The 26593-nt window shown below is 68.4% G+C and carries 25 protein-coding genes and 1 riboswitch; of the genes, 21 read left to right on the top strand and 4 right to left on the bottom strand.

From position 1 onward, the window contains the following. The first annotated feature begins 68 nt into the window (after positions 1-68). Positions 69-1373: a CdaR family transcriptional regulator gene (locus tag JNB_RS17540; RefSeq protein WP_237700691.1), complete on the top strand. Its 1305-nt coding sequence runs from the start codon at positions 69-71 to the stop codon at positions 1371-1373. Between the two features lie 56 nt (positions 1374-1429). Here JNB_RS17540 and JNB_RS17535 read toward each other — a convergent pair whose 3' ends face one another. Both JNB_RS17535 and JNB_RS17530 read right to left on the bottom strand, forming a co-directional pair. Further along, positions 1430-1885, bottom strand: coding sequence for an SRPBCC family protein (locus JNB_RS17535; protein WP_009777866.1), 456 nt, complete (start codon positions 1883-1885; stop codon positions 1430-1432). 118 nt (positions 1886-2003) lie between these two features. Further along, positions 2004-3296, bottom strand: coding sequence for a DUF1479 domain-containing protein (locus JNB_RS17530; RefSeq protein ID WP_009777865.1), 1293 nt, complete (start codon positions 3294-3296; stop codon positions 2004-2006). Between the two features lie 115 nt (positions 3297-3411). On the opposite strand from JNB_RS17530, the gene JNB_RS17525 reads away from it, so the two are divergent. The 20 genes from JNB_RS17525 to JNB_RS17430 all read left to right on the top strand — a co-directional run bounded on the left by JNB_RS17525 (position 3412) and on the right by JNB_RS17430 (position 24396). Continuing rightward, complete coding sequence (locus JNB_RS17525; protein ID WP_009777864.1) at positions 3412-4572, top strand: ROK family protein; 1161 nt, start codon at positions 3412-3414, stop codon at positions 4570-4572. Positions 4573-4733: 161 nt separating this feature from the next. Beyond that, positions 4734-6200: a uracil-xanthine permease family protein gene (locus JNB_RS17520; RefSeq protein ID WP_009777863.1), complete on the top strand. Its 1467-nt coding sequence runs from the start codon at positions 4734-4736 to the stop codon at positions 6198-6200. 17 nt (positions 6201-6217) lie between these two features. Continuing rightward, on the top strand, positions 6218-7090 hold the full coding sequence (locus tag JNB_RS17515) for a xanthine dehydrogenase family protein subunit M (protein WP_009777862.1): 873 nt from the start codon (positions 6218-6220) through the stop codon (positions 7088-7090). Beyond that, complete coding sequence (locus JNB_RS17510) at positions 7087-7620, top strand: (2Fe-2S)-binding protein (RefSeq protein ID WP_009777861.1); 534 nt, start codon at positions 7087-7089, stop codon at positions 7618-7620. The genes JNB_RS17515 and JNB_RS17510 overlap by 4 nt, the downstream gene beginning before the upstream one ends. Next, the gene (gene cutA / locus JNB_RS17505) at positions 7617-10034 is read left to right on the top strand and encodes an aerobic carbon-monoxide dehydrogenase large subunit (protein WP_009777860.1); all 2418 of its coding nucleotides are present in this window, start codon (positions 7617-7619) and stop codon (positions 10032-10034) included. The genes JNB_RS17510 and cutA overlap by 4 nt, the downstream gene beginning before the upstream one ends. Beyond that, positions 10031-10666, top strand: a complete 636-nt coding sequence (locus JNB_RS17500) for a carbon monoxide dehydrogenase subunit G (RefSeq protein WP_009777859.1) — start codon at positions 10031-10033, stop codon at positions 10664-10666. Before cutA ends, JNB_RS17500 begins: the two co-directional genes overlap by 4 nt. Then, positions 10666-11598: a carbon-nitrogen hydrolase family protein gene (locus tag JNB_RS17495; RefSeq protein WP_009777858.1), complete on the top strand. Its 933-nt coding sequence runs from the start codon at positions 10666-10668 to the stop codon at positions 11596-11598. The genes JNB_RS17500 and JNB_RS17495 overlap by 1 nt, the downstream gene beginning before the upstream one ends. A 123-nt stretch (positions 11599-11721) precedes the next feature. Next, positions 11722-11970, top strand: coding sequence for a type II toxin-antitoxin system Phd/YefM family antitoxin (locus JNB_RS17490; RefSeq protein ID WP_009777857.1), 249 nt, complete (start codon positions 11722-11724; stop codon positions 11968-11970). Further along, the gene (locus JNB_RS17485; RefSeq protein WP_009777856.1) at positions 11967-12353 is read left to right on the top strand and encodes a type II toxin-antitoxin system VapC family toxin; all 387 of its coding nucleotides are present in this window, start codon (positions 11967-11969) and stop codon (positions 12351-12353) included. Before JNB_RS17490 ends, JNB_RS17485 begins: the two co-directional genes overlap by 4 nt. 104 nt (positions 12354-12457) lie before the next feature. Then, a complete protein-coding gene (locus tag JNB_RS17480; protein ID WP_009777855.1) occupies positions 12458-14563 on the top strand; it encodes a hydantoinase/oxoprolinase family protein in 2106 nt (701 codons plus the stop codon). Continuing rightward, on the top strand, positions 14560-16530 hold the full coding sequence (locus JNB_RS17475) for a hydantoinase B/oxoprolinase family protein (protein WP_202795239.1): 1971 nt from the start codon (positions 14560-14562) through the stop codon (positions 16528-16530). The genes JNB_RS17480 and JNB_RS17475 overlap by 4 nt, the downstream gene beginning before the upstream one ends. A 15-nt stretch (positions 16531-16545) precedes the next feature. Beyond that, on the top strand, positions 16546-17379 hold the full coding sequence (locus JNB_RS17470) for an NmrA/HSCARG family protein (protein ID WP_009777853.1): 834 nt from the start codon (positions 16546-16548) through the stop codon (positions 17377-17379). A 15-nt stretch (positions 17380-17394) separates the two neighbouring features. Then, positions 17395-17871: a nucleoside deaminase gene (locus JNB_RS17465; RefSeq protein ID WP_009777852.1), complete on the top strand. Its 477-nt coding sequence runs from the start codon at positions 17395-17397 to the stop codon at positions 17869-17871. A gap of 2 nt (positions 17872-17873) precedes the next feature. After that, a complete protein-coding gene (locus tag JNB_RS17460) occupies positions 17874-18371 on the top strand; it encodes a hypothetical protein (RefSeq protein WP_009777851.1) in 498 nt (165 codons plus the stop codon). A 28-nt stretch (positions 18372-18399) separates the two neighbouring features. Beyond that, positions 18400-18744, top strand: a complete 345-nt coding sequence (locus JNB_RS17455; RefSeq protein ID WP_009777850.1) for a PadR family transcriptional regulator — start codon at positions 18400-18402, stop codon at positions 18742-18744. Beyond that, on the top strand, positions 18741-19373 hold the full coding sequence (locus JNB_RS17450) for a hypothetical protein (RefSeq protein WP_009777849.1): 633 nt from the start codon (positions 18741-18743) through the stop codon (positions 19371-19373). Before JNB_RS17455 ends, JNB_RS17450 begins: the two co-directional genes overlap by 4 nt. Positions 19374-19484: 111 nt before the next feature. Beyond that, on the top strand, positions 19485-20660 hold the full coding sequence (locus tag JNB_RS17445; RefSeq protein WP_009777848.1) for a CaiB/BaiF CoA-transferase family protein: 1176 nt from the start codon (positions 19485-19487) through the stop codon (positions 20658-20660). Further along, on the top strand, positions 20657-22150 hold the full coding sequence (locus tag JNB_RS17440) for a carboxyl transferase domain-containing protein (RefSeq protein ID WP_009777847.1): 1494 nt from the start codon (positions 20657-20659) through the stop codon (positions 22148-22150). Before JNB_RS17445 ends, JNB_RS17440 begins: the two co-directional genes overlap by 4 nt. Before the next feature lie 48 nt (positions 22151-22198). Beyond that, a complete protein-coding gene (locus JNB_RS17435) occupies positions 22199-23221 on the top strand; it encodes a carbamate kinase (RefSeq protein ID WP_237700690.1) in 1023 nt (340 codons plus the stop codon). Between the two features lie 29 nt (positions 23222-23250). Further along, on the top strand, positions 23251-24396 hold the full coding sequence (locus JNB_RS17430; RefSeq protein WP_009777845.1) for a ring-opening amidohydrolase: 1146 nt from the start codon (positions 23251-23253) through the stop codon (positions 24394-24396). 107 nt (positions 24397-24503) lie between these two features. Here the strand turns inward: JNB_RS17430 and JNB_RS17425 are convergent, their stop codons facing one another. Both JNB_RS17425 and purH read right to left on the bottom strand, forming a co-directional pair. Next, a complete protein-coding gene (locus JNB_RS17425; protein ID WP_009777844.1) occupies positions 24504-24695 on the bottom strand; it encodes a hypothetical protein in 192 nt (63 codons plus the stop codon). Between the two features lie 83 nt (positions 24696-24778). Then, complete coding sequence (gene purH / locus JNB_RS17420; RefSeq protein WP_009777843.1) at positions 24779-26416, bottom strand: bifunctional phosphoribosylaminoimidazolecarboxamide formyltransferase/IMP cyclohydrolase; 1638 nt, start codon at positions 26414-26416, stop codon at positions 24779-24781. Between the two features lie 55 nt (positions 26417-26471). Continuing rightward, positions 26472-26550, bottom strand: a riboswitch (ZMP/ZTP riboswitch). Between the last annotated feature and the right edge of the window lie 43 nt (positions 26551-26593).

Raw genomic sequence — 26593 nt, 5'->3', positions numbered from 1 at the left:
CTAGCCAGCGTGACTACAGTGGCCTGATGGTAAATGTTGCCAACGATCTTGGCCCTCAGCCTCAGCACTTGCCAGCCGAGGAGATGATCGCGTCCCTGCGTCGCGTCGTCGATCACCAGGCTGAGCTGCTGCGCCGTGAGGACGAGGTCAACCGGATCCTCGTGCAGACCGTGCTCACCGGCGGCTCCCTCGCGGATCTCGGACAGGCCCTCGTCGGGCTCTTCCCGGGCGTGACGCTCGTGACGACGACCGATGGGCGCCTCGTCGCCACGGCCGGGTCCGACGAAGACGTCGCGGAGGTCATGGCGCTGGACTGCTTTGACCGCACCGGTCGCCTCATCGTCGAGGAGGAGCCGGTCGGCGTGCGCTCTCCCGGCGTCGCGAAGTCCGAGCGCACCATGGTCCGGATTGTCGCGGGCACGTCGGACCACGGGTTGCTGGCCGTCTTCACGCCCGGCCGGGTCCTCACGACCACGGACGTGCACGGGCTGGAGCGCGCCGCGGCCGTCGCTGCCCTGGCGATCACCAAGGAGCAGGCTGTCTCTGCGGTCGAGGGGAAGTATCGCGCCGAGTTCCTGCGCGACACGCTCGTCGGGCGCGGGGGCGCACCCGAGGAGGCCATCGCGCACGCAGCCTCGCTGGGGTGGAACCTCGATCGACGCATGGTCGTCGTCGTTGCAGAGACCGACGAGGACGACGCACAGACCAGCCGCGATGGCGACGAACTGCGTTCTCTCCAGGAGCGATTCGTGCGTGCCTGGGTGCAGGCCGTGCGCACCCGGGAGCCCAAGGCCCCGGTCGCCGGCTTCTCCCAGGAGGTCGTGGCGCTGCTGCCTGCCCCCTGTAGCGGCGAGGGCGAGCAGCAGACCGTGATGCGTTCGATCGGCGAGATCGTCAAGATCGTGCGCGGCGACGGCGGCGGCGGCCGGCGCACGTTCTCGACCGGGGTGTCACGACCGGTCGACTCGGTGGACGACATCCCGCGCGCCTACGCCGAGGCGCTGCGGGCCGTGGCTGTCGGTCGGCAGATGCAGGGCGAGTCGGCGGTCATGCACTTCGACGGACTCGGGATCTATCGACTGCTGTCGCTCATCCCCGACAACGCGGACCTGCGGGCGTTCGTGGACGAGGCCCTCGGTGAGCTGGCGACCGACGCCCAGCCGTCGTATGCCGACCTGCGGCAGACCCTGCAGGTGCTGCTCGACACCAACCTCAACGTCGCCGAGACGGCCCGACTCCTCTTCTTCCACTACAACACGCTGCGCTACCGGATCACCAAGCTCGAGCAGATGCTCGGACCGTTCACCTCTGACCCGCAACTGCGGCTCACACTGTCGCTGGCCCTGCGGATCCGCCAGATGCGCGGCGTCTGAACAGTCCCCAACCCACCCCATTGGACGGTTGGGGACACCCGTGGCGCGTAAGGCGCCTAGACAGACTCCAAGGTGGCCTTCAGCCAGGCGTTGCGTTCCTCGAGGAGCCGGGGCAGGTAGCGGTTGAGGGCGAGCGTCTCGGCGATCGATCCGAGCGGCCCGAGGGGCGCTCGGAACCGCACGCGATCGGTCATGTGCGTGCCGCCATCGGGTGTCGCCTCGAAGGTGTGCTCGTGCCACCACTCCTTGAACGGTCCGCTCACCTGTTCGTCAACGAACCGATGAGGAGCGTCGTATGCCGTGATGCTCGAGGTCATCGTGAACGGAAGGCCGAAGTGCCGGGCCCGCCAGGTCACCGCGTCGCCCAGAGCCATGTGCCCGGACGTGACCCCGGCGACGGCCTGCTCACCCGAGTCGCCCATCGACTCGCGGTGCGCGTCCACCGAGAGCGACAGGTCGAAGCACGCCTGCGACGGCGCCTGGATCGTGGTGTGCAGCTCGAACTCCGGCATGCGCCCATCATGGTCGACGCCTGACTCACGTCCCCAACCGTCCAATGGGGTGAGCTGGGGACGGGGTCAGCGAGGCAGTTGCTCAGTCGGTCATGCTCTTTCAGTCAGTCATGCGCTTTCAGTCGGTCATACCCAGTCCGCGGCGGCCGATCTCGTTGAGCTGCCCGGGCTGGAAGCGCCCTTCCCACTCGCGTTCGTAGTGCTCCTCCGGGAAGTCGCTCGGGCTGGAACCGGACTCGAACGCCTCACGCACGCTGGCGGCATACGCCTCGTTGCGGGGGCACCACGGCGCGGCCGGGATGTACATGACGTTGCCCCAACCGACCTGGTCCTCCACCTGGGCGACGGAGTGGATGAGGTCGCAGTGCCACCACACGGTGTCGCCGGCCTGCACGTCCGGAATGCCCGAGACGGCCTCCATGAGCAGCGGGTGCCACTTCCACGAGATCGGGAACGTCTGGTTGTGCGCGACACCGCAGAGTTCGTCGTCCGGGACGTCATCGAGCAGGGGGCGCAGCATGAGGTAGGCCATCGCCTCGGGGATCGGCACCGTGTGGAGCACGCCCTGGTCGTGGTCCATGTCGGAGAGCGCGGTCCACCCCTGGAAGGTGCGGAAGGCCGAGCACATCGTCGACGCGGGGTAGTTCACGGCGTCGGTGCGGTGCGCGGCATCCCACGGGTCGTAGCTCTCGACGGTGCCGTCGAAGAGGTGGCGGAAGACCTCCTGGTAGCCCTGCGTCAGGTAGAGGTCGATCGAGCCGGTGTCGAGGTGGGTGCCGAGCCCGGCGGAGTCGGTGCCCGGCGGGCGGCGCCGGATGCGGTCGGGGTACAGCGAGTCGCGATCGGGGTCGAACCACTGGGTCCCTTGGGATGCGAACGTCCACTGGCTGTTGAGGAAGCCCTGGACTGCGGCCATGCGCGGGCTCTGGCGCGCCTCCATCTGCGGCTGCGACCAGTAGATCGGGTAGATCTCGGGCGTGGACTCCACGCTGGCGAAGAAGTCGTCGGCGGGGCCGGTGTAGTTCTCGAAGAACTTGTTGCGCTCGACGTAGTCCACGATGTCGCGGTCCCACTGCAGCGCCTGCTCGTGCGGGAAGGTGCCCCGCACGACGGCGCAACCGCGCTCCTTGACCTTGGCGACGAGCTCGGGCGCGACGGTGCCAGACTCGATGTCGGCGAAGTCGATGATCGGCCACACGTCGCCGCCACCCGCGCGCTCGGCCTTGATCTTCTCGACGCGCTGGGAGATGCGCGCCTCGAGGTCGACGAAGTGCTCCTCGACGGTGCGACCACTGCGGGCGATGCGCGCACGAAGCGCTGCCTTGATCTCGCGGATGGCTCCCGTGACGTCCTCGGGCTTGCTCTCCCAGTGGGGAAGGGGCCGCGTCTCGGTGCTGTCGGTGGTGGTCATCGTCGACCTCTCAAGTCGTTGAAGGCAATTGGTTAGGACTCCTGACTGAACTGCTTACCGAAAGGTTAGCGCGCATCTCTGCTACTTTGCAAGGACTCCTAACGAAAGGCTGGTCGTGGCCGTCGACCTCCCCTCGCTCGACCTGTTGCGCTCGCTCAGCGACCGCCACGTCCTCGCCGCAGTCGCCTCTGCGGGCCAGCTCACCCGCGCCGCCGTCGCGACCGCCACGACCCTCTCCAAGCCGACGGTGTCGCAGAGCGTGTCCCGCCTCATCGCTGCCGGCGTCCTCGTCGAGGGCGGACGGACGACCGGCGGTCGAGGTCGCGCCGGCACCTACCTCACCGTCAACGATGCCGCCGGGTGCGCCCTCGCCATCCAGGCCGGCCCCGAAGGCGTGATCGGCGAGCTGATCGCGCTCGACGGGCGCGTCCTCTCCACCAGGGAGCGCCCACTCCCCGTTCCCGTCACCTCCGGCGCGTTGGGCCGAACGCTCGTCGGCGTATGCCGGGCGCTCACCTCTGACTCCCCCGGCCCGATCCGTGCCCTCACCCTGTCCGTGGCCGACCCCGTCGACCGTCGCACCGGCAAGGTCGTCGAGCTCCCCGAGAGCCCCTTCCTCGTCGGCGAGCTCGACCCCGTGCGCCTCCTCAAGGACGTCGTCCCCGTGCGGCCCCTCGTCGACAACGACGTCAGCTGGGCCCTGCTCGCCGAACGCGAACAAGGCATCGCCGCAGGGGTCGACGACGTCCTCCACCTCTATCTCGACGAAGGAATGGGCGCCGCCATGTGGAGCGGCGGCCGACCTCTCCACGGCTCACGTGGGCTGGCCGGCGAGATCGCTTACTCCCGCACCTCCGTCCTCGCGGCGGGCAGTGGCCGCAGCAGCAACCGGGCGACCAGTGGCACCCTCATGGACTGCGTCGAGTCCCTCGGCTACCTGCGCGAGGGCGCCAAGGCCATCGATCTCGAGACCCTCCTCGACGACCTGGACCACGGAGTCGGGCAAGCCCGATCCCTCGCTGCCGCCGTCGGCGAGGTCGCCCGGGCCCACGCCTATCTCCTCGACCCGGAACTGGTCGTCCTCAGCGGACGGTGGGGACGGCATACAGAAATAGTCGACTCCGTGACCGCAGCGATCGGTGACGCGGGAGGCGTCCAGGCCACCGTCACCGTCGCGCGTGTGACCGAGAATGCCCCGCTTGTCGGGGCCCGGATCGCCGCCCTTGGCGAGTTGCTGCAGACGTGGTCCCCGGAGTCGAACGCCGTGCCACGATGACCCGTGTGACAACCGTGTGACACAGCGCACTTCGACTTGCCAAGACCCCGCGCGGTCCCCTGTCACAGATTGACGAATGTCCTTGAGGCCGCCGCCACTAGCGTCCTCCTATCTTGACGACGTGACCCTGCACGCCGTCCGCTGAGGAAGGTCACACGCACATGGCTCTTGGACTTGGTTGGAAGCTGAAGGAGGGCACGCTCGGACCCGACGATGTCGTCGCCCCCGATGAGCGGTTGGACTGGGGTCGCACGGTCGGCCTCGGCGCGCAGCACGTCGTCGCGATGTTCGGTGCGACGTTCGTCTTCCCCCTGATCATGGGTCTCAACCCGCAGCTCGCCATCATGATGAGCGGCATCGCGACCATCGCGTTCCTGCTCATCGTCCAGGGCCGGGTCCCCAGCTATCTCGGCACGTCGGCCGCGTTCGTCGGTGGTGTCGCCGCGATCCGCTCGCAGGGAGGGGACTCCTCCGAGGTCACCGGCGCGATCCTCATCTCCGGTGTCGTCCTCCTCCTGGTGGGTGTGGCCATCCACTTCCTCGGGTCGGCCGTCCTGCACAAGGTGCTGCCGCCGGTCGTCACCGGCGCGGTCGTCATGCTCATCGGCTTCAACCTCGCGCCCGTCGTGTCCAAGACGTATTGGCCCGCCGACCAGTGGGTTGCCTTCTTCGTCATGCTCTTCACGATTGTCTGTGCGGTGGCCTTCAAGGGCTTCATCAGCCGCATCGCGATCTTCCTCGCGCTGATCTTCGGCACCGCCCTCTCGTGGCTCCTCGACCACACCGTCGGGCAGATCACCTCCGTCCTTCCCGGCGCTACCGAAGCGACCAAGCACCTTCGCTGGGACACCTCGGGCGTTGGTGACGCGGCCTGGTTCGGCTTCCCCGCCAAGACGATCTTCAAGGCTGACGGCACCGAGGTTCCCGGCTGGCACGCACCGAGCTTCTCCACCGCCGCCATCCTGCTCGTCCTCCCCGCCGTCATCGCCCTCATCGCGGAGAACACCGGCCACGTCAAGGCTGTTGCCGAGATGACCGGCGCCGACCTCGACAAGGACATGGGTCGCGCCATCGCCGCCGACGGTTTCGGCACGATCCTCGCCTCGTCCGTCGGTGGCTCGCCCACGACGACCTACGCCGAGAACATCGGCGTCATGGCCGCCACCCGCGTCTACTCGACCGCTGCCTACTACGTGGCCGCTGTCGTCGCGCTCATCTTCGGCTTCTCCCCCAAGTTCGGCGCGCTCGTCGCGTCCGTCCCCGGTGGCGTGCTCGGCGGCATCACGGTCGTCCTCTACGGAATGATCGGCCTGCTCGGCGCCAAGATCTGGAAGGAGAACGGGGTCGACTTCGCGAACCCGATCAACCTCGTTCCCGTCGCCGCCGGCATCGTCATCGGCATCGGTGACGTGACGATGAAGCTCAGCGACGACTTCAGCCTCAGCGGAATCGCCCTCGGCACAATCGTGGCAGTCGGCGCCTTCCACCTCGCCCGCACCCTCGCCCCTGCCGACCTCCGCAACCGCGCCGACGGCAAGGGCGGACCCGGCGGCACGGCCATCGCCACAGGCGACCGCGTCTACGGCGACGAAGACGGCATCGACGACCTCTACCAGTCCAAGCGCTGAGGAGCTGAACCCCCGACGTGAAGCCTGCCCCCTTCGTCCACCACGCCCCACGCACGCTCGACGAGGCCGTCGCGGCACTCGCTGAGGTCGGACACGACGGCAAGGTCCTCGCCGGGGGTCAGAGCCTCATTCCGGTGCTCAACATGCGGCTCGCCCAGCCGGCGCACCTCGTCGACATCAACCGGGTCGCCGGCCTGGACACCGTGACCGTCACCGACGGTCACGTCCGGGTCGGCGCCACGGTGCGGCACGCTGCACTGCAGAAAAACGATGAGGCGTATGCCGTTCTGCCGCTCTTGCGTCAGGCTCTGCGCAACGTGGCCCACCCGGCCATCCGCAACCGCGGCACCACCGTGGGCTCCATCGCCCACGCTGACGCCGCTGGAGAGATGCCCTCGATCGCCGTGCTGACCGATGCGGTCATGGAGATCGTCGGCCCCGGTGGGCGTCGCGAGGTCGCGGCCGGTGACTTCTTCGAAGGGCCCCTGCAGACCGTGCTCGAGGCCGATGAGCTGCTGGAAGCCGTGCGCTTCGGCCGCTTCGGCTCCACGACCCGCACTGCTTTCATCGAGTCGGCCCGCCGTCACGGGGACTACGCGCTGGCCGGCGTCGGCGTCGCGGTCGATCTCGAAGGGCAGGGCCGGGACGCGATCGTGCGAAGTGCGCGGGCGGCATACGTCTCCGTCACGGACATTCCCGTCGTCATCGACCTCTCCGAAGCCGTTGTGGGGCAGTCGATCTCGTCGCGCTGGGATGGCATCGACGATCTCCTTCAGGCCGGGATCGCGCCCGAGGCCGACATCCACGCCACCAGTGAGTACCGCCGCATGCTCGCCGCCGAGCTCACCCGACGCGCTCTGACCATCGCCACGACCGAGGAGGACGCATGACCGACATCGACCAGGACGCGACCACCACGGTGGACGTGACCTTGAACGTGAACGGCGTGGCCCACACCCGCACGGTCGAGTCGCGACGACTGCTGTCCGACTTCATTCGTCACGACCTGCGGCTCACCGGCACCCATGTCGGCTGCGAGCACGGCGTCTGTGGTGCCTGCACCGTCCTTGTGGACGGCGAGCCCGTGCGCTCGTGCCTCATGTTTGCCGTGTCCGCGCAGGAGCACACGATCACCACCGTCGAGGGGCTCGGCACCCAGGACGCCATGGGTCCGGTGCAGCAGGCGTTCGTTGAGTGTCACGGGCTCCAGTGCGGCTTCTGCACACCGGGATTCGTCACGACGATCACCGCCTTCATCGAGGAGAACCCGGACCCGACGAGCGAGGAGGCGCGCGAGGCCATCTCGGGCAACCTCTGCCGCTGCACCGGCTACCAGAACATCTGCAAGGCCGTCCTGCGCGCCGCCGAGATCAAGCGTGACCTGAGGGCCAAGAAGTCCGAGGCAGGTGACGCCTCATGAGCACCCGCCAGTTCGGCCAGCCCGTCCTGCGCAAGGAGGACCCGCGCCTCGTCACCGGCAACGGCCGCTACCTCGACGACCTCGGTCACGACGCCTACGAGGTCGCGTTCGTCCGCAGCCCGCACGCCCACGCGCGGATCACCGACATCGACGTCGACGGTGCGGTCGAGATCGACGGCGTCATCGCTGTCTACACCCACGAGGACCTCGACGGGCCGGCCGCCGATCGGCTGCCCCTCCTCATCCCCCACCCCTCCATCGAGGCCGGGCGCACGGGTTACGCGCTCGCCAAGGACGAGGTCAACCACGTCGGCGAGGCCATTGTCATGGTCATCGCGCGCGACCGCTACCTCGCCGAGGACGCCGCCCAGCGCATCGTCGTCACCTATGACTTCCTGCCGCCGGTCGTCGGCATCGCGAACTCGCGCGACGGAGACCGACTCGTGCACGACGACGCTCCCGGCAACGTCGCCGCCCACCTCCTGCAGGAGGTCGGCAACGTCGAACCCGCCATGGCCGCGGCCCCCCACACGCTCACGCTCGACCTCGAGATCGAGCGCAGCGCCTGCATGCCCATGGAGGGCAAAGGCGTTCTCGCGCACTGGGACTCGGACGAGCAGCGCATGCGCATCCACTCGTCGACCCAGACCTCGACGGGTGTGCGCGCGGCCGTCGCTGCCAAGCTCGCGCTGCCACTCGCGCAGGTCGAGTGCATCGCCCCCGACGTCGGCGGCGGCTTCGGCGTCAAGATCATGCACCCCTGGCCCGAAGAGGTCCTCGTCCCGTGGGCCTCGCGCAGGCTCAACCACGACGTCAAGTGGACCGAGGACCGCCGCGAGCACTTCACCTCCAGCGCCCACGAACGCGGCCAGCTGCAGACGGTCACCGTCGGCTTCGATGACGACGGGCGACTCCTCGCCCTCGACGTGAAGTTCTGGCACGACAACGGCGCCTACCTCCCCTACGGGGTCATCGTCCCGATCATCACCGCGACGCAACTGCTCGGCCCCTACAAGCCGCAGAACTACCGTGTCGAGTTCTGGTCGCTCTACACCAACACCGTTCTCGTGACGCCCTATCGAGGCGCTGGACGACCGCAGGGCTGCTTCGCCATGGAGCGCACGATGGACGCCATTGCGGCCGAACTCGGCATCGACCGCACCGAGGTCCGCGCTCGCAACTTCATCCAGCCCGAGGAGATGCCCTACGACCAGGGGCTCCTCTTCCAGGACGGACGCCCGCTCAAGTACGACTCGGGCGACTTCCCCGCATCCCTCGCCAAGCTCAAGGCGCTCGTGGGCTGGGACGACTTCGCGGCATACAAGGAAGAGGCCGAGGCGGCCGGACGCAAGGTCGGTCTCGGGATCGGCTGCTACGTCGAAGGCACCGGCGTCGGTCCCTACGAAGGCGGCCACGTCCAGGTCGAGACGAGCGGACGAGTCAATGTCGCCACCGGCCTCACCACCCAGGGCCAGGGGCACCAGACGATCCTCGCGCAGATCGTCGCCGACGAGCTCGGCGTGCCGATCGACGACGTCTACGTCACCACCGGTGACACCAGACGGATGCCGTATGCCGTCGGGACCTTTGCATCGCGCGGTGCCGTCATGAGCGGCAACGCCGTCGCCCTCGCGGCTCGGGCCGTGCGCGCCAAGGCGTTGCGCATCGCCGCCGACGCCCTCGAGGTGTCGCAGGACGACCTGCAGATCGAGGACGGTGTCATCAGCGTCAAGGGTGCGCCCCACGCCTCGATCGCGCTGTCCACGGTGGCGGTCATGTCCAACCCGCTGCGCTATGCCTTTGACGAATCCGCAAAGGCCGCAACGCAGTTCGCGGGTAGCTTTGATCCGGACAAGCCGCCGGTCGCCGATGACGACGAACCCGGACTCGAGGGCAAGGACTTCTACTCGCCCACCCAGGCCACCTTCGCCAACGGCATGCACGCGGCCATCGTCGAGACCGACCCGGTGACCGCCGAGATCAAGATCCTGCGCTACTGCGTCATCCACGACTGCGGGACCGTGGTCAACCCGATGATCGTCGAGGGCCAGGTCCATGGCGGTGTGGCGCAGGGCGTGGGTGGTGCGCTCTATGAGCGGATGGTCTATGACGAGAGCGGGCAGCTGCTCAACGCTTCGTTCATGGACTTCCTCATCCCCTACGCGTCCGAGGTCCCGCACATCGAGACCGACCACCTCGAGACGCCCTCGCCGCTGAACCCGCTGGGGATCAAGGGCGCTGGCGAGGCCGGGACCATCCCGGTCACGGCCGTCATCGCGTCCGCGATCTCCGACGCCGAGGGCTTCTTCATCCGCTCGATGCCGATCAGCCCGGTCGAGCTGTGGGAGCTGCGCGCGCAACACCGCCAGAACGAACTTCAGCACCAGACGAGCACCACCGAGGAGCACCGATGAAGATTTCCGGCACCGCGACGATGGCGGCCTCCCCCGAGCAGGTGTGGCAGGCCGTCCACGACCCCGCCGCTCTGGAGCGCAGCATCCCGGGCTGCGAGAGCCTGCGTGAGCTCTCCCCCGGCCGCTACGCGATGACGGTCATGGCCGGTGTCGCGGCGATCAAGGGTTCCTATGACGGCGAGGTCGCCATCTCCGACATCAATGAGCCCGACCGGTTCACGATGAAGGCCGACGGCGCCGGTGCTCCCGGCACGATCTCCACCACGGTCGACGTGACCCTGGTGCCGGCCGAGGGTGGCGGAACGACCATCACGTATGAGGCCGATGCCCTCGTCGGCGGACCCATCGGCGGTGTCGGTCAGCGCATGCTCGCCGGTGTCGCCCGCAAGATGGCCGGTCAGATGTTCAAGGCGCTGGACGACGACATCGCCGGTGTCCGCAAGGAGAAGAAGGCCAAGGGCAGCGCTGTCGTCGCCGGCGTGAATGCCGGGCAGGTCGACAGCGGCGCTCGATCGCTCCCTGTGGGGACACCCGCCGCTGGTGGTCGAGCCGGCTTTGTCCCGGGCGCCTTGTTCGGAGCGGGTGTCGCTCTCGCCGGCGTCATCGTCGGCTGGCTCATCGGAGGTCGCTGATGCGTGCTCTCACTGCCGCCGCCATCCAGGTCGCACCCGTTCGGGGATCCCTGACGCCGCAGGTTGTCGAGGCCAACATCGCCCGTTGCATCGACTTCGTCCGGCGCTGCGTCGCCGAGACCGGCGCCGAACTCGTCGTGCTGCCCGAGTCCGCAACGACCGGTTTCACGCCCGACTGCCCCGTGGAGAACCTCTGGGACCTCGTCAGCGAGCTGCCCGGACCCATGACCGCACCGTTCCAGGCCGTGGCCCGTGAACTCGGCATCGTCCTGTGCGTCGGCACCTACGAGCGCGGACCCGAACGCGGCATCGTCTACAACGCCTCCGTCCTCATCAACTCCGACGGTGAGCTGCTCGGCGTCTATCGCAAGACGCACCCCTTCTGCACCGAAGCCGTCTCCGGCGGCGGCTGGGTCACCCCCGGTGACACGGTCACGGTGTGCGACACCGCCATTGGACGCATCGGCATGATCATCTGCTTCGACGGCGACTACCCCGAGCTGTCGCGCATCCAAGCGGTCCAGGGTGCCGAGATCATCTGCCGCCCGTCGGCGCTGCTGCGCTCGGCCGACATCTGGGAGCTCACCTCCCGCGCCCGCGCCTATGACAACCACGTGTTCGTCATCGGCGCCAACGCGACGGGCATCGACCCGGCCGGCGTCATCTACTTCGGCAACAGCCACATCGTCACGCCCAACGCGACGATCGTCGCCAAGGCGGCATCGCACGAGGGCTGGGTGTCGGCCCGCCTCGACCCGGCCACGGCACTGTCGTCGCTCACCCCCGGGTCCAACATCAGCCAGGGCTTCGACCACCTGCGCGACCGCAACCTCGACCTCATCCGTAACCACCGCGAAGAGCTCGAGTCCCCCGCCAGGACGGCCTTCCCCCACGGCGCCCCGCGCCCCGACCACAAGCCCGAAGGCGACTGACCCCACGGCCCCCCTTTCCCGTTGCGTCTGCGCATGTGGCGGTTCTAGCCACCCATCACGCAGACGTTGCGGGAGAGGTGCCCAGACTTAGCCAAGTCTGGCTAAGTCCGTTATGGTGAGGGCATGCCCACGCAGGTCAACGTCCACGAGGCGAAGTCCCAGTTGTCCAAGCTCATCGAGAAGGTGCTCGCCGGCGAGCAGGTGACGATTGCGCGCGCAGGCAAGCCCGTTGTCGACCTGGTCGTGCACGAGGAGCCCAAGATCATCTTCGGTGTCGAGGGGTGGATCGGTGTCGAGTACGACGACGACGTTCTTGAAGGAATCGACCCCGACATCCAGGAGATGTTCTACGGCAAGGACTGGGACAAATGATCCTGCTCGATTCCAACGCCCTGCTCTGGCTGGTGACTGGAGGAAGTCGCTTGGGGCCCATGGCCCGGCACGCGCTTGGCGGCCCCGGCGTTCCTGCCTACTTCTCGCCTGTGAGCGTCGTGGAACTCACCATCAAGAAGATGCTGGGAAAACTGGACCTGATGGGACCCGTGAGCGACGCCGCTGGCGCTGCTGGCTTGCGAGAACTGCCCCTCAACGGATCACAGGCTGAGGGCATCGTGAGCTTCCCTTCGCTGGTGCGTCACGATCCATTCGATCGGATGCTGCTCGCCCAGGCCCGCATCGAGGGCATGCGCCTCCTCACCTCTGATCGAGTTCTGCTGTCCGCCGAGCCTGAGCTGACTATCGACGCCCGCGCCTGAGTCACCATCCTGACGACGGGGTTGGCGGGTTGTGAGGCGACCACGGCGATCCGTTGGCACTCATTGACAAAGTGAGCGGACGGCATACCCGATTGAATCTCTGCATGGCGCAACGACGGATCAGAATCGGCATCGACACCGGCGGCACGTTCACGGACGTGGTGGCGTTCGACGAGGACTCGGGAGAGCTCGTCACGACCAAGACGCCGAGTACGCCCAGCAATCCTGCGGACGGTTTCATCAACGGCATCGAGAAGGTCCTCGGCCTCATGGAGGCGAGCGGCGACGACATCACCGCCGTCTGTCACGGGACGACCGTCGCGACCAACAAGCTCCTCGAGGGCAAGGTCGAGCAGCTCGGGTTCATCACGACCGAGGGTTACGAGTTCATGCTCGAGATCGCCCGTCAGGCCGTCCCCGATGGTTACGGCAACTCCTACTTCTGGGTGAAGCCGCCGCGCATCGTCGCCGCCGACCACGTCCGCACCGTCGGTGGGCGAATGGACTTCGAGGGCAACGAGATTCGCCCCTTCGACGAGGAGAGCGCCGTCGCTGCGGCCCGCTGGTTCAAGGAGCGCGGCATCACGACGATCGGCGTCTGCTTCCTGCACTCGTATGCCGCCGACGGCCACGAGCTGCGGATGCGAGAGATCCTGCGCGCCGAGCACCCCGAGGCCATCGTGTCGATCTCGAGCGAGGTGCTGCGCGAGTACCGCGAGTACGAGCGCTCGATGACGACCCTCGTCGACGCGGCCGTGAAGCCCAACGTCAGCCGCTACGTCACCAACATCCACAGCCGGCTCGAGGGCTTCACCAGTGGCTCGGGACGCGAGATCCCCTTCTACATCATGAAGTCCAACGGTGGCGTCCTCTCCGCGGACGAGGTCGTGCACCAGCCGATCACGACGACGATGTCCGGCCCCGCGGCCGGTGCACTCGGCGCCGCCCTCATCGCGCAGAAGGCCGGCTTCGACAAGATCCTCACGTGTGACGGCGGCGGCACCTCGACCGACGTGTCCGTCGTGCTGGACGGCGAACCCACACTCACCACGGAGGGCTCGGTCGGCGCCTACCCGAGCAAGATCCCGATGATCGACGTCGTCACCGTCGGTGCTGGCGGTGGCTCCATCGCCTGGGTCTCCCCCGAGGGCGCCCTCAAGGTCGGGCCGCACTCGGCCGGCGCCGACCCTGGCCCGCTCTGCTACGGCAAGGGCGGCCTCAACCCCACGATCACCGACGCCCACGTCACGCTGGGGCGCATCCCTCCGCACCTGCTCGGTGGTGAGATCCCGCTCGACGTGGACGCCGCACGGACCGGCATCGAGGCCCTGGCCAAGCAGCTCGGACTCGACTACGAGCGGTGTGCCACAGGCATTCTCGAGATCTCGGCCTGGAACCAGGCCAACGCCCTGCGCCAGGTGAGCGTCAAGCGCGGCCTCGACGTCCGCGACTTCATGCTCACGACGTTCGGCGGATCTGGTTCGCTCCTCGCCTGCCTCCTCGTCGACATCCTTGACCTCGCCGGCGTCGTCGTCCCGCAGAACCCGGGCAATGTCAGCGCCTTCGGCCTGCTCACCGTCGACGTGAAGAACGACTACGTCCAGACGCAGGTCGCCAAGCAGGCTGCGCTCGACCACGCCGCGATCGAGAAGACGTTCACGTCCCTCACGGAGCGTGCCGCAGCTGCCCTCGCCAAAGAGGGGTTCGCCTCCTCGGAGCACCAGTTCACCCGCACCGTCGACCTGCGCTACTTCGGCCAGGCCTACGAGGTGCGTGTCCTGGCGCCCGCTGACGAGGCCGTTGACGAGGCGTATGCCGCGAAGGTCGCCGAAGCGTTCCACGACGCCCACACCCAGCTCTACGGATACGACTTCCGTGGCGACCCCACCCAGCAGGTCGAGTGGGTCAACCTGCGCGTCACCGGCGTCGGTCCCATCACGCGCCCGGAACTACTTGAAATCGCCTCTGCCGAGGGCGAATCCGGATCCGTCGAGGAGCGAGCCCGTCGCTCGACCCGTCAGGTGTGCTTCGACGCCGACCACGGCTACGTCGACACCGGGGTCTGGTGGCGACCAGACCTGCGTGCCGGAGACGTCGTGACCGGCCCCGCCATCATCGAGGAGTTCGGCTCGACCGTCCCGGTCCACCCCGGCTTCGTCGTCAAGGTCGACACCTTCGGCAACCTCGTCATCACCAAGGAGGACAAGTGAGCACCACCGCTGTGACCCCAACGACAGCCCCGGTGAACCCGGCTGGTCTCCCCACGGCATACGAGCACGGGAAGCGCCTCACCTCGCCCGGCAGCACCGTGGACCCGATCCTCGTCGAGATCGTCCAGGGCACCCTGGCCAGCGTCGAGATGGAGGTCGAGACTGCCATCGCGCGCACCAGCCGCAGCCCCATGATCCGCGACGCCCACGACTTCCGTGCGGGCATCCACGACCGCCAGCTGCGCAAGCTCACCGGCCGCTCCTATTCGGCGCTGGTGCACCCGATCGTGCGCGACTTCCCGCTCGACGAGATGCACGAGGGTGACGTCTTCTTCCACAACGACGTCTACGAGTCCGAGGGCGGCATCGGCCACCTGCCGGACCTCTGCGTCACCGTTCCGGTCTTCCACGAGGGCACGGTCGTCGCGTTCGTCCAGGCCTTCGGTCACCACGACGACATCGGCGGTGCTTGCCCCGGGTCCATGCCCAGCGGTGCGCAGTCGGTCTTCGAGGAAGGCCTGTCCGTCCCGCCGATCAAGCTGTGGGACAGGGGCGTTCCCAACAAGGCCGCCCTGCGCATCATGACCCGCAACTCGCGCATGCCCGACAGCCTCGCGGCCGACCTCGACGCCGAGTGCTCCGCGTGCCTCATGGGTGCGCGCCGCCTGTCGGATCTCTTCGCCCGCTACGGCCGCGACGACATCGAGACGGCCTTCGACGCCATCCTGGACAGCACCACCGAGACCTACCGCCGCGAGATCCTCAGCAAGATCCCCGAGGGCACCTACGTCTGGGAGGACTACGCCGAGCACGACGGCGTCGATGAGCCGCAACTGCACACGCAGCGGATCACCCTCACCAAGGTCGATGACGCGCCAGCCGACCCCGAGACCAACTTCAAGGGCGGCGCCCGCCTCATCGTCGACTTCACCGGCACGGCGCCCCAGGCCAAGGGTCCGATCAACCACTGCGGCGACTACGTCGGCGGCAACTTCCTCAAGAAGTGGCTCGCACCCATCCTGCGCAACCTCGCCGACACCCCCGAGCGGATGGCCGAGCTCGACGTCAACGAGGGCATCGTGCCCCTCATCGAGATGCGCTTCCCGGAGAAGGGCACGTTGCTCACGCCGATCTATCCGGCGCCGACCAACGCCCGCACCTTCGTCATCCTGCGCCTGCTCGGCGTCCTCGCCGGGGTCGTCGCCAAGGCGGTCGACGGGCAGATGCCGGCCGACCAGGAGACGATCCGCTACACCGGCGTCTACGGCAAGGACCGTGACGGCAACGACTACCTCATGCGCGAGGTCCTCGGTGGCGGCTCGGGTGGGCGTTACTACGCGGACGGGGAGGACACCATCCACGTGGTCCCCGACTCCCGCAACCTGCCCAGCGAGTTCACCGAGTCACGCTTCCCCTTCATCGTCGAGCGTCTGGGCCTCGCGGTGGATTCCGGTGGCGCTGGCCGCTATCGGGGCGGTCTTGGCTACGAGAAGCACATCCGGATGCTCCGCGACGGGCACTTCATGTCGATCGCCGACCGCTCGATCCTCGCCTGCTGGGGAGTCAAGGGCGGCAAGGCGGGTATGCCGTTCAGTGTCGTCATCGATCCCGGTGGCCCAGACGAGCGCGAGGTCGATGCGCTCGCCGACGCCGAGCCGATCAAGGCCGGCCAGGTCGTCCGCATCCGCACCACGGGAGGTGGCGGCTGGGGCGATCCGCTCGAGCGTCCCCTCGACGAGGTCGAACGCGACCTCGTGTGGGGCAAGGTGTCGCCGGAAGGTGCGCGGACGGCATACGGCGTCGTGGCCTCTGGCGACAAGGACAACGTGAGCGTCGACATCGAGGCGAGCGAGGCCCTGCGTGCCCAGCTGCGCGACGAGCGCGGCGTCGAGCCGTTCTTCGACCGTGGGCCGGGCTACGCGCAGCTGGCCGGCGGCGCGACGTCCAGCGAGTACGACTGGATGTGAGTTGACCTGAACCAGGTGCTCGTCATTGGCGCGGCCGGGAAGACCGGCCGCGCTGTGACGCGCGCGCTCGTGAAGCGCGGTGTCGGTGTGCGAGCGGCCATCCATCAGGGTCGGCGCTCCCGCATCCACGCCGATGACCTGGTTCATCCCGTTCCAATCGACCTCGCGACCGGGGTGGGCATTGAGGCCGCCGTGTCAGGCGTCACGGCGGTCTATCACCTGGCGCCGAACATGCACCCCGATGAGGTGTTGATGGCGACCCGTGTTGCCGATTCCGCCCTGCGACAGGGGGTTTCGCGCTTTGTCTACCACTCGGTGCTTCATCCCGACGACGCCTCGATGCCCCACCACCTGCGCAAGGGAGAGGCCGAGAGGGCCATCCGCGCACGACTGGAGACGGCCACGGTCCTGCGCCCCACGGCATACCTGCAGAACCTTGATCGGCCGGCGCTGCACGGAAGGATCGAGGTGCCGTACTCGTTGGACGCACCCTTCACCAACGTCGACCTCGACGACGTCGCCCAAGTGGCTGCGCGAGTGCTGACCGAAGACGAGCACGCCGGCGCCTCGTATGACCTCGTCGGTGGCGAGCAGCTGTCCGTGCGCGAGATGGCGCAGGTCGCCGCGGACGTTCTCGGGCACCCCGTCGACGCGGTCGCCGTGCCACTCGACGAGTGGATCTCGGGGCCCGGCCAAGACCTGACGGATCAGGCCCGCGATGACCTGGTCGCAATGTTCCGCAGCTACGACCGCGGTGGACTCGTTGGCGACTCGCGCACCCTGCGCGACCTCCTCGGTCGGGAGCCTCACAGCTGGCACGAGGTCCTGAGCTCATATCCGAGTCCGTGATGTCAGCATGAGGGCATGACTGACGACCAGAAGTGGCTGGACCGCGCCATCGACCTCGCCATCGCCAACGTCAGCGGCGGTGGCGGCCCGTTCGGTGCGGTGGTCGTCCGCGGCGGTGACGTCATCGGCGAGGGCACCAACCGGGTCACGCTCGACCTCGACCCGACCGCGCACGCAGAGGTCGTCGCGCTGCGCAACGCGTGCCGCGAGGTCGGCGACTTCTCGCTCCCGGGGGCGACGGTCTATGCGTCGTGCGAGCCGTGCCCGCTGTGCCTGTCCGCCTCGCTGTGGGCACGGGTGGACGCGGTCGTCCATGCAGCGGACCAGCACGCGGCAGCGGATGCGGGCTTCGACGACGCGGTGTTCCACGGACTGCTCGACCCGACGCCGGACCCGGAGGCGTGGCCGATGCGCCGCGTCCACCTCGCCGTCGGCCGGTCGGAGGCGCCCTTCGACGCGTGGCGGGCCCTGCCGGGCCGCACGGAGTACTGACCATGGACGTCTCGACCTTCTACGCGCTGTTCTCGGCCACGTGCTTCACGCTCGTCGGGCTGTGGTGGTCGGTGGTCCAGAAGCACGAGGCGTGGTTGCGCAGCCCCACCGGTCGCCGTGACGCTGGCGGGATCTACCTCGCCTTCCTGCTGCCCGCGCTCATGGGCCTGTTTGCCCAAGTTGGCGGGACGGCCAACCCGCACATCTGGCGTGCCAGCTTTGTCATCGTGGCGGCCATCGGGTGCTGGTCGACCCTGCGGTTGCTGCAGCGCGCCCACGCCGCCGGTGACGCCGGCACGTTCGCCCGCCACCGGTGGATCGCCGCCGTGATCTACGCCGCGGTGGCCGTCCTCGGTGTCGCGCCCGAGCTGTCCAAACCCCTTGGCGTGACGCCGCTCCAGGCCGAGGCGACCCTGCTCATCCTGCTCGTGGCCTTGGCGCACTGGCTCGTGTGGGAGTTCATGACCCACTCAGAACCCGGCGTCGAAACGGAGTCGTGACCGGCCGGCATACGCTATCTTGTGTCGCATGGTACCCAGCGACGACGCCATCCTGACGCACCTGCGTCGTGGTGCCCTGGAGTACTGCGTCCTCGCGATGCTGCAGGGGCAGGAGCTCTACGGCTTCGACATCGCCCGGCGCCTCACCGTCGACGGGATCCTCATGTCAGGCGAGGGCACGCTCTATCCCCTGCTCGCCCGCCTCCGCAAGGCCGGACTCGTCGACACCACGTGGCAGGAGTCGGTCGAGGGGCCGCCACGCCGCTACTACTCCCTGACCGCCGAGGGGCGCGCCGCCCTCGAAGCCTTCACCCGCACCTGGAAACCATTCCGCGACGCGGTCGACACCGCCATCCAAGGAGGCACGCCATGACGTCAGCACTGAGCCACCCACTCGTGAGCGCCTATCTGCGCGACCTCGAGCTGCTGCTCCACGGCGTCGATCCGGGCGAACGCGCCGAGGTCCTCGCCGGGGTGCACGAGCACCTTGACGCGTCGCTCGCTCCCAGCGCCTCCGACGAGGACGTGCGCCGATCACTCGCCGAACTCGGCTCACCCCAGTCGGTTGCCGATGAGGCGTATGCCGGCCGCCCGGCCGCACCACCCGTCTCACCCACTCGTGTCCGCCCCTCGCCGTGGACGGCTCACGCCGCCTGTTTTCTCAACGGCGCGGGGCTGGCGTTTCTGGCCTTCCTCACCCTGGTCAGCGTCCTGAGTTCAGGCTTCATGGCGCCACACCCCGCCGAGCTGGCTTTCCTGGCGTTCGGGTTCGTCATCCCGTGGTTCTTCCTCATGGTGCTGACATCCATGTCGGAGGTATGGGGATCGCCCGACAAGTTCCGGTCGATCTTGCTCTACCCGGCGACGGTCGTTGCGCTCGCCGTCATGGCGTTGCTCGTCGGAGTCACTGGCGTCGGCGCCCTGGAACCGGTGCTGGCAGTGCTCATCATTGCCGCGGCAGCGTGGGTGCTCGTTCGATTGGTCCGAGCCACGCGCAGCTGATCCTTTGGCAGAAGGTGACACCGTGTGACCTTCGTCTTGCCATGGACTCACCGATCACCTGACCCGTCTCGCTCCCTACGCTCGATCCCACGCGCATCAAAGGAGCTAGCCGTGACCGGACCCCTGCAGGACATCACCGTCGTTGACCTCTCGCGAGCCCTCGCGGGTCCACATGCCGCGATGATGTTGGGAGACATGGGCGCTCGCGTCATCAAGGTCGAGACTCCCGGCACTGGCGACGACACCCGCGGCTGGGGACCGCCCTTCGTCGGCCCCGAGGACGACCCGATCTCGACGTACTTCCTCAGCGCCAACCGGAACAAGGAGTCGATCACCCTCGACCTCAAGTCCGACGACGGCCGCGACGTTCTCACCCGCCTCGTGCGGCGCTCCGACGTCCTCATCGAGAATTTCCGTCCGGGTGTCCTCGACCGCCTCGGCTTCACCGTCGAGCGGCTCCACGAGCTGAACCCGCGCCTCGTCGTCCTCGCCATCAGTGGCTTCGGGCACGACGGTCCGCAGGGTGGTCGCGCCGGGTACGACCAGATCGCGCAGGGCGAGGCCGGCCTCATGTCGGTCACGGGACCCAGCGCCGATGAGCCCACCCGCATCGGCGTCCCCATCGGCGACCTGCTCGCCGGCATGTACGGCGCCTACGGCGTCGTCGCCGCCCTCCACGAACGCAACACGACCGGCAAGGGCCGGGTGGTCCGCACGAGCCTGCTCGCAGCGGTCGTCGGCGCACACGCCTTCCAGGGCACGGCATACACGGTTGCCGGTCATGTCGGGCACGCCCAGGGCAACCACCACCCGGCGCTCTCCCCTTATGGCCTGTTCCACTGCGAGGACGGTGACATCCAGATCGCCTGCGGCAGCGAGTCCCTCTGGGTCAAGCTCGCGGAGGCGTTCGACATCGACCCCACCGCACCGGGTTTGGCGACGAACCGCGACCGCGTGACCCACCCGGAGCTCGTGCGTTCGACGCTCAACAACACTTTCGCGACGTGGCGCCTCGACGACCTCCTCCCCCGCCTCGCCGAACTCGGCATCCCCTCGGGCGAGGTCCGCACCATCGACCGCGTCTACGACTGGGACCAGACCCGATCGCAGGGCCTGGTGCTCAACGTCGACCACCCCGTCCTCGGCGAGATCGAGATCCCCGGACCGCCCATCCGCTTTGACGACAACGCCTTTGCCGGCGGGCGTGAGACCCACCTCGCTCCCCCGACGCTCGGCCAGCACAACGACAGCGTGCGCACCTGGCTCGCCGACGAGGACTCGGCGTGAGCGACAAGCCCTCGCGCCCCACGTCGAGCGAACTCCTCGCCGCAGTCCTCGATGAAGACACGTGGCAGTCCTGGGACGAGTCACCGATCGCGGTGCCCGAACCCGGCAGTCCGTATGCCGCCGAGCTCGCCGCCGCTGCCGAGAAGGCCGGGACGGACGAGTCCATCGTCACCGGCGAAGGGCGCATCGGTGGGCACCGCGTCGCCGTCATCGCCGGCGAGTTCCGCTTCCTGGCGGGAAGCATCGGTGTCGCCGCGGCCGAGCGCATCGTGCTCGCCTTCGAACGCGCCACCACCGAGCGCCTTCCTCTCTTCGCGGCCCCCGCATCGGGTGGCACCCGCATGCAGGAAGGCACGCCCGCGTTCGTGACGATGGTCAAGATCTCGGCGGCCGTCGCGGCCTACAAGCGCGAGCACCTTCCCTACATCACCTACCTGCGCCACCCCACGACCGGCGGGGTGTTCGCCTCCTGGGGGTCGCTGGGTCACGTCACCGTCGGCGAACCCGGGGCGACGATCGGCTTCCTCGGCGCACGTGTCTACGAGGCGCTCTACGGGCAGCCCTTCCCCGAGGGAGTCCAGACCGCTGAGAACCTCTTCGCCCACGGCCTGCTCGACGCCGTCCTCCCCGTCGAGCTCCTCACCGCGACGGCGGCCCGCTTCCTCGACCTCGTCCTGGCGCCGCACGACACCACGCCGGCACCCGAGGTCCCCCGCGAGCCGCTCCCGGACACACCCGCCTGGGAGTCAATCCTGCTGTCCCGCAAACCTTCTCGGCCCGGCGTGCGTGCCCTGCTCAAGCTCGGCGCCACCGACGTACTGCCCCTCTTCGGCACCGGCGCCGGTGAATGGGACCGATCGCTCTTCCTCGCGCTCGCCCGCTTCGAGGGCACCCCCTGCGTCGTCCTCGGCCAGGATCGGCGCGGCGAGCAGACCGAGGCTCCCCTCGGCCCGTCCGGACTGCGTGTCGCCCGACGCGGCATGAAGCTCGCCACCGAGCTCAACCTCCCCCTCGTGAGCATCATCGACACGGCCGGTGCCGCCCTGAGCAAGGAAGCCGAGGAGGGCGGCATGGCCGGCGAGATCGCGCGCTGCCTCTCAGAACTCGTCGTCCTCGAGGTCCCCACGGTCTGCGTCCTGCTCGGTCAGGGAACCGGCGGTGGCGCCCTCGCCCTCATGCCGGCCGACCGTGTCATCAGCGCCCAGCACTCGTGGCTGTCCCCCCTGCCGCCCGAGGGTGCCTCGGCGATCCTCTACCGGACACCCGACCGCGCCCCCGAGCTCGCCGAGACCCAGCGGGTGCGCTCCCTCGACCTCCTCGCGGACGGCATCATCGATCGCATCGTCGCCGAGCACCCCGACGCCTCCCAGGAGCCGGAGGCGTTCTGTCGGCGCATGGGGCTCGCGATCCGCCACGAGCTGGCCGAGCTCGCCGACGTCGAACCCACCCAGCGCCTCACCGACCGACACTCCCGATACCGCCGACTCTGATTGAGCACCGCGACACCTGACAAACGGGACGGCGTCGCCTGTCAGGTGATGCCAACGCTGCACCGCAGCGACCTCCCTAGGCTCGCGGCAACGGCATACCGACGGGGTATGCCGACCGGTCCGGAAGGTGAGCGCGTGCGAGTTCTCGTGGCACTCGGCGGCAACGCCATGACCTCCCCTGAGGGGTCGGCGCACCCGGCCGATCAGGTGCGCGCCATCACGGAGGCGATGGAACACGTCGCCGAGCTCGTCGCAGCGGGGCACGAGGTCGTCCTCACCCACGGCAACGGTCCGCAGGTGGGCAACCTCCTCGTCAAGAACGAGATCGCCGCGTCCGTCGTCCCGCCCGTGCCGCTCGACTGGTGCGGCGCCCAGACGCAGGGAACGATCGGCTTCACCATGCTCGACGCCCTCGAGCCGGCCCTGACGCGTCACGGCGTCGACCGACCCGTGGCCGCCCTCGTGACGCGCACGCTTGTCGACGCCGATGACCCTCATTTCCGCGAGCCCAGCAAGCCCATCGGTCGCTACCTTCCCGCCGGCGAGGCTCAGCAGATGATCGACCACGGCCAGCGCTGGGAGGACCGCGGCGACAAGGGATGGCGCCGCGTCGTCGCCTCCCCCGAACCTCGCGAGGTCCTCGACCTGGCCGCGATCCGGACTCTTGTCGACGCCGGACACGTCGTCGTCGCTGCTGGTGGTGGCGGCATCCCCGTCGTCCGCGACGCCGACGGCGCCCTCCACGGCGTTGAGGCGGTCATCGACAAGGACCTCACGGCAGCGTTGCTCGCGAGGGCCCTCGAGTGCGACATCCTCATCATCGCCACAGACGTCGACCACGCGATGGTCGACTACGGCACGCCGCATGAGCGCCCGCTCGAGTTCACGTCCCTCGCGCAGATGCAGGCGTATGCCGCCGACGGCCAGTTCACGTCCGGCTCGATGGGCCCCAAGGTCGACGCCGCGATGCGTTTTGCCGAGTCCGGCGGACGCAGCATCATCACCTCGCTCGCGCACATCACCGACGCCGTCGACCGCGAGTTCGGCACCATCATCGACACCAGCCCATGACGCTCAGCCCCCTACAGAAAGGTCCAGTCGTGCCAGAAGCCATTGAGGTCCGCAAGGTCCCGCTCCACAGTGTGTCCGACGCCTCCGAGCTCGCAAAGCTCATCGACGACGGTGTGATGGAGGCCAGCCGCGTCATCGCCATCATCGGCAAGACCGAGGGCAACGGTGGGGTCAACGACTACACCCGCATCATTGCCGACCGCGCGTTCCGTGAGGTGCTCATCGAGAAGGGTGCACCGGCGGACCAGGTCAAGCAGGTCCCGATCGTCTGGTCGGGCGGCACGGACGGCATCATCAGCCCCCACGCCACGATCTTCGCGACCGTCCCCGCCGACAAGGCGGAGCAGTCCGACGAGCCCCGGCTCACCGTCGGCTTCGCCATGAGTGAGGCGATCCTCCCCGAGGAGATCGGCTACGTCGGCATGGTGACCAAGGTCGCCGACGCCGTCAAGGTCGCCATGGAGCGTGCCGGCATCACCGACCCGGCGGACGTGCACTACGTGCAGACCAAGACCCCGCTGCTGACGATCCACACGATCCGTGACGCGAAGTCGCGCGGCCAGAAGGTCTGGACCGAGCACACCCACGAGTCGATGGACCTCTCCAACGGCACGACCGGACTCGGCATCGCCGTCGCCCTCGGCGAGATCGAGATGCCGACCGACGCGGACGTCATGCACAACCGCTCGCTCTTCTCTTCGGTGGCGTCCTGCTCCTCCGGTGTCGAGCTCGACCAGGCTCAGATCGTCGTCGTCGGCAACGCCCGCGGTGTCGGTGGCCGCTACCGCATCGGCCACTCGGTCATGCGCGATGCCCTCGACGCCGACGGCATCTGGGAGGCCATCAAGGACGCTGGCCTCGAGCTGCCCGACCGCCCCCACACGAGCGACATCCAGGGCCGCCTCGTCAACGTCTTCCTCAAGTGCGAGGTGAGCCAGGACGGTCAGGTCCGCGGTCGCCGCAACGCGATGCTCGACGACTCCGACGTGCACTGGCACCGCCAGATCAAGTCCTGTGTCGGTGGCGTCACCGCCTCCGTGACCGGTGACCCGGCCGTGTTCGTGTCGGTCTCGGCCGCCCACCAGGGCCCCGACGGCGGTGGCCCCGTGGCCGCGATCGTCGACCTCGGCGAAGGTGACCCGACGGGCTACGCCGCCCCCGGAGCCCCCGCCTGACCACTGCTCACCGGGCTCATTGCGCAAGGACCACCGTCGGAAGCCGAAATCAGGCCTCTGCCGGTGGTCCTTGTGCAATGAGTCGACCGTCTCCGTGTCCCGGGTCTTCAGCCGCCCCATCCGCCGCTGCTACCACCGGGCCTCATGAGTCGCGCCGTGTTCTTGGCCTCGAGCTGGCCCGCGTTGGTGTCCATGCCTTCGCCGAACGTCGAGTCCTTGCCATGGCGTCGATCAAACAACCAGGCGCCGACGAAGATCGCCACCAAGAAGATTCCGACCGGGATCCAGAACCACAACATGCCCCCTGCTCCTCACCGCCGGCGCACACGTCCGACCGTGACGTCAGTGTGGCACCCGGCGGTGAGAAAGGTCGGGGTATGGATCAGTGGGCGAAGTGGCGGGTTCCGGTGAAGTACATCGTCACGCCGGCAGCCTGAGCGGCCTCGATGACCTCACCGTCACGCATCGATCCACCGGGCGCCACGACCGCACGCACACCGGCGTCGATGAGCACCTGGAGTCCATCGGCGAACGGGAAGAACGCGTCCGACGAAGCAACGGCACCTCGCGCCCGCTCCTGACCGTCAGAATTGGCCCGCGACACGGCGAGGTGGCACGAGTCGACGCGGTTGACCTGACCCATGCCGATGCCCACCGAGGCGCCGCCGGACGCCAACAAGATGGCGTTGGACTTCACCGCACGCACCGAGCGCCACGCGAACTGCAGGTCCGCCAGCGTCGCCTCGTCCGCAGCCTCACCCGACACGAGGCGCCAGTTCGCGGCCTCGTCACCACCGGTGACGGCACCGTCGTCGCCCGTGACGACAGCGTCAACGGTGTCGCGGTGCTGCATGAGCAGCCCGCCGCTGATCGGTCGGATCTCGGCGCCACCGCGAGAGGGCGCAGCGGCTTCGAGCAGGCGGATGTTCTTCTTCGCGGTGAGCACCTCGAGTGCGTCGGCGTCGAACCCGGGCGCGACGACGACCTCGGTGAAGATGTCAGCGACGACCCGTGCCATCTCGACGGTCACGGGACGGTTCGTGGCGATGATGCCGCCGAACGCAGACACCGGGTCGCACGCGTGCGCCTTGGCGTGCGCGGCCGCCACGTCGTCACCCACAGCGATGCCGCACGGGTTGGCGTGCTTGATGATCGCGACGGTCGGCTGGTCGCCGTGGTCATACGCGGCGCGCACCGCAGCGTCCGCGTCGACGTAGTTGTTGTAGGACATCGCCTTGCCGTGCAGCTGCTTCGCCTGGGCCAGTCCCGGCTGCGGCACGAACCCACTCACATAGAGCGCCGCGTTCTGGTGCGGGTTCTCGCCGTAGCGCAGCACCTCGGACCTGTTCCACGTCGCGCCGACCCAGGACGGGAAGCCCGTGCCCTCGGTCGAGTCCGTGTAGGCGCTGCCCATCCACGACGCCACGTGCACGTCGTAGGTCGCCGTGTGCATGAAGGCCTTCGTGGCGAGCGCCTTGCGCTGCTCGAAGGTGAACCCTTCGCCGCGCACGGATTCCAGAACCTCGGCGTATGCCGCTGGGTCGACGACCACGGCCACGCTCGGGTGGTTCTTCGCGGCCGCTCGAACCATCGACGGCCCGCCAATGTCGATGTTCTCGACGATGTCGTCGGCCGCGGCACCCGAGGCGACGGTGTCGGCGAACGGGTAGAGGTTGACGACGACGAGGTCGAACGCCTCGACACCGAGCTCACCCAGCTGCTCGAGGTGGTCGGGCTTGCGGGTGTCGGCGAGGATTCCGGCGTGCACGAGCGGGTGCAGGGTCTTGACGCGACCCTCGAGGCACTCGGGGAAGCCGGTGAGGTCCGCGACCTCGGTCACGGGGATGCCGAGACCTTCGATGAGCTTGGCCGAGCCACCCGTCGAGACGATGGCAACCCCGGACTCGTGGAGTCCGCGGGCGAGATCCTCGAGCCCGGTCTTGTCGAAGACGGAGATCAGGGCCCGTCGGATCGGGCGCAGGTCCTGCGTGGGTCCGGGCGGGGTGACGGAGACGGCCATGGGGAATGGCTCCTATCGAAATGAATCGGGCGAGGGGTGTGCAATCACGAAGCAGCGGGTGCACCCAGGCGGGCGATGCGTGTCCCATGTGACTCCCCGGTGGTGGTCCACCTGCGCCAGTCGTCACCCGTGAGTCTAGCGACGAGGACGGGTCGCCCCAACCTCACCCAGCCGCGC

It is taken from the genome of Janibacter sp. HTCC2649 (assembly GCF_000152705.1).
Classification (GTDB): Bacteria; Actinomycetota; Actinomycetes; order Actinomycetales; family Dermatophilaceae; genus Knoellia.
This window is presented reverse-complemented; position numbering and strand designations above follow the sequence as displayed.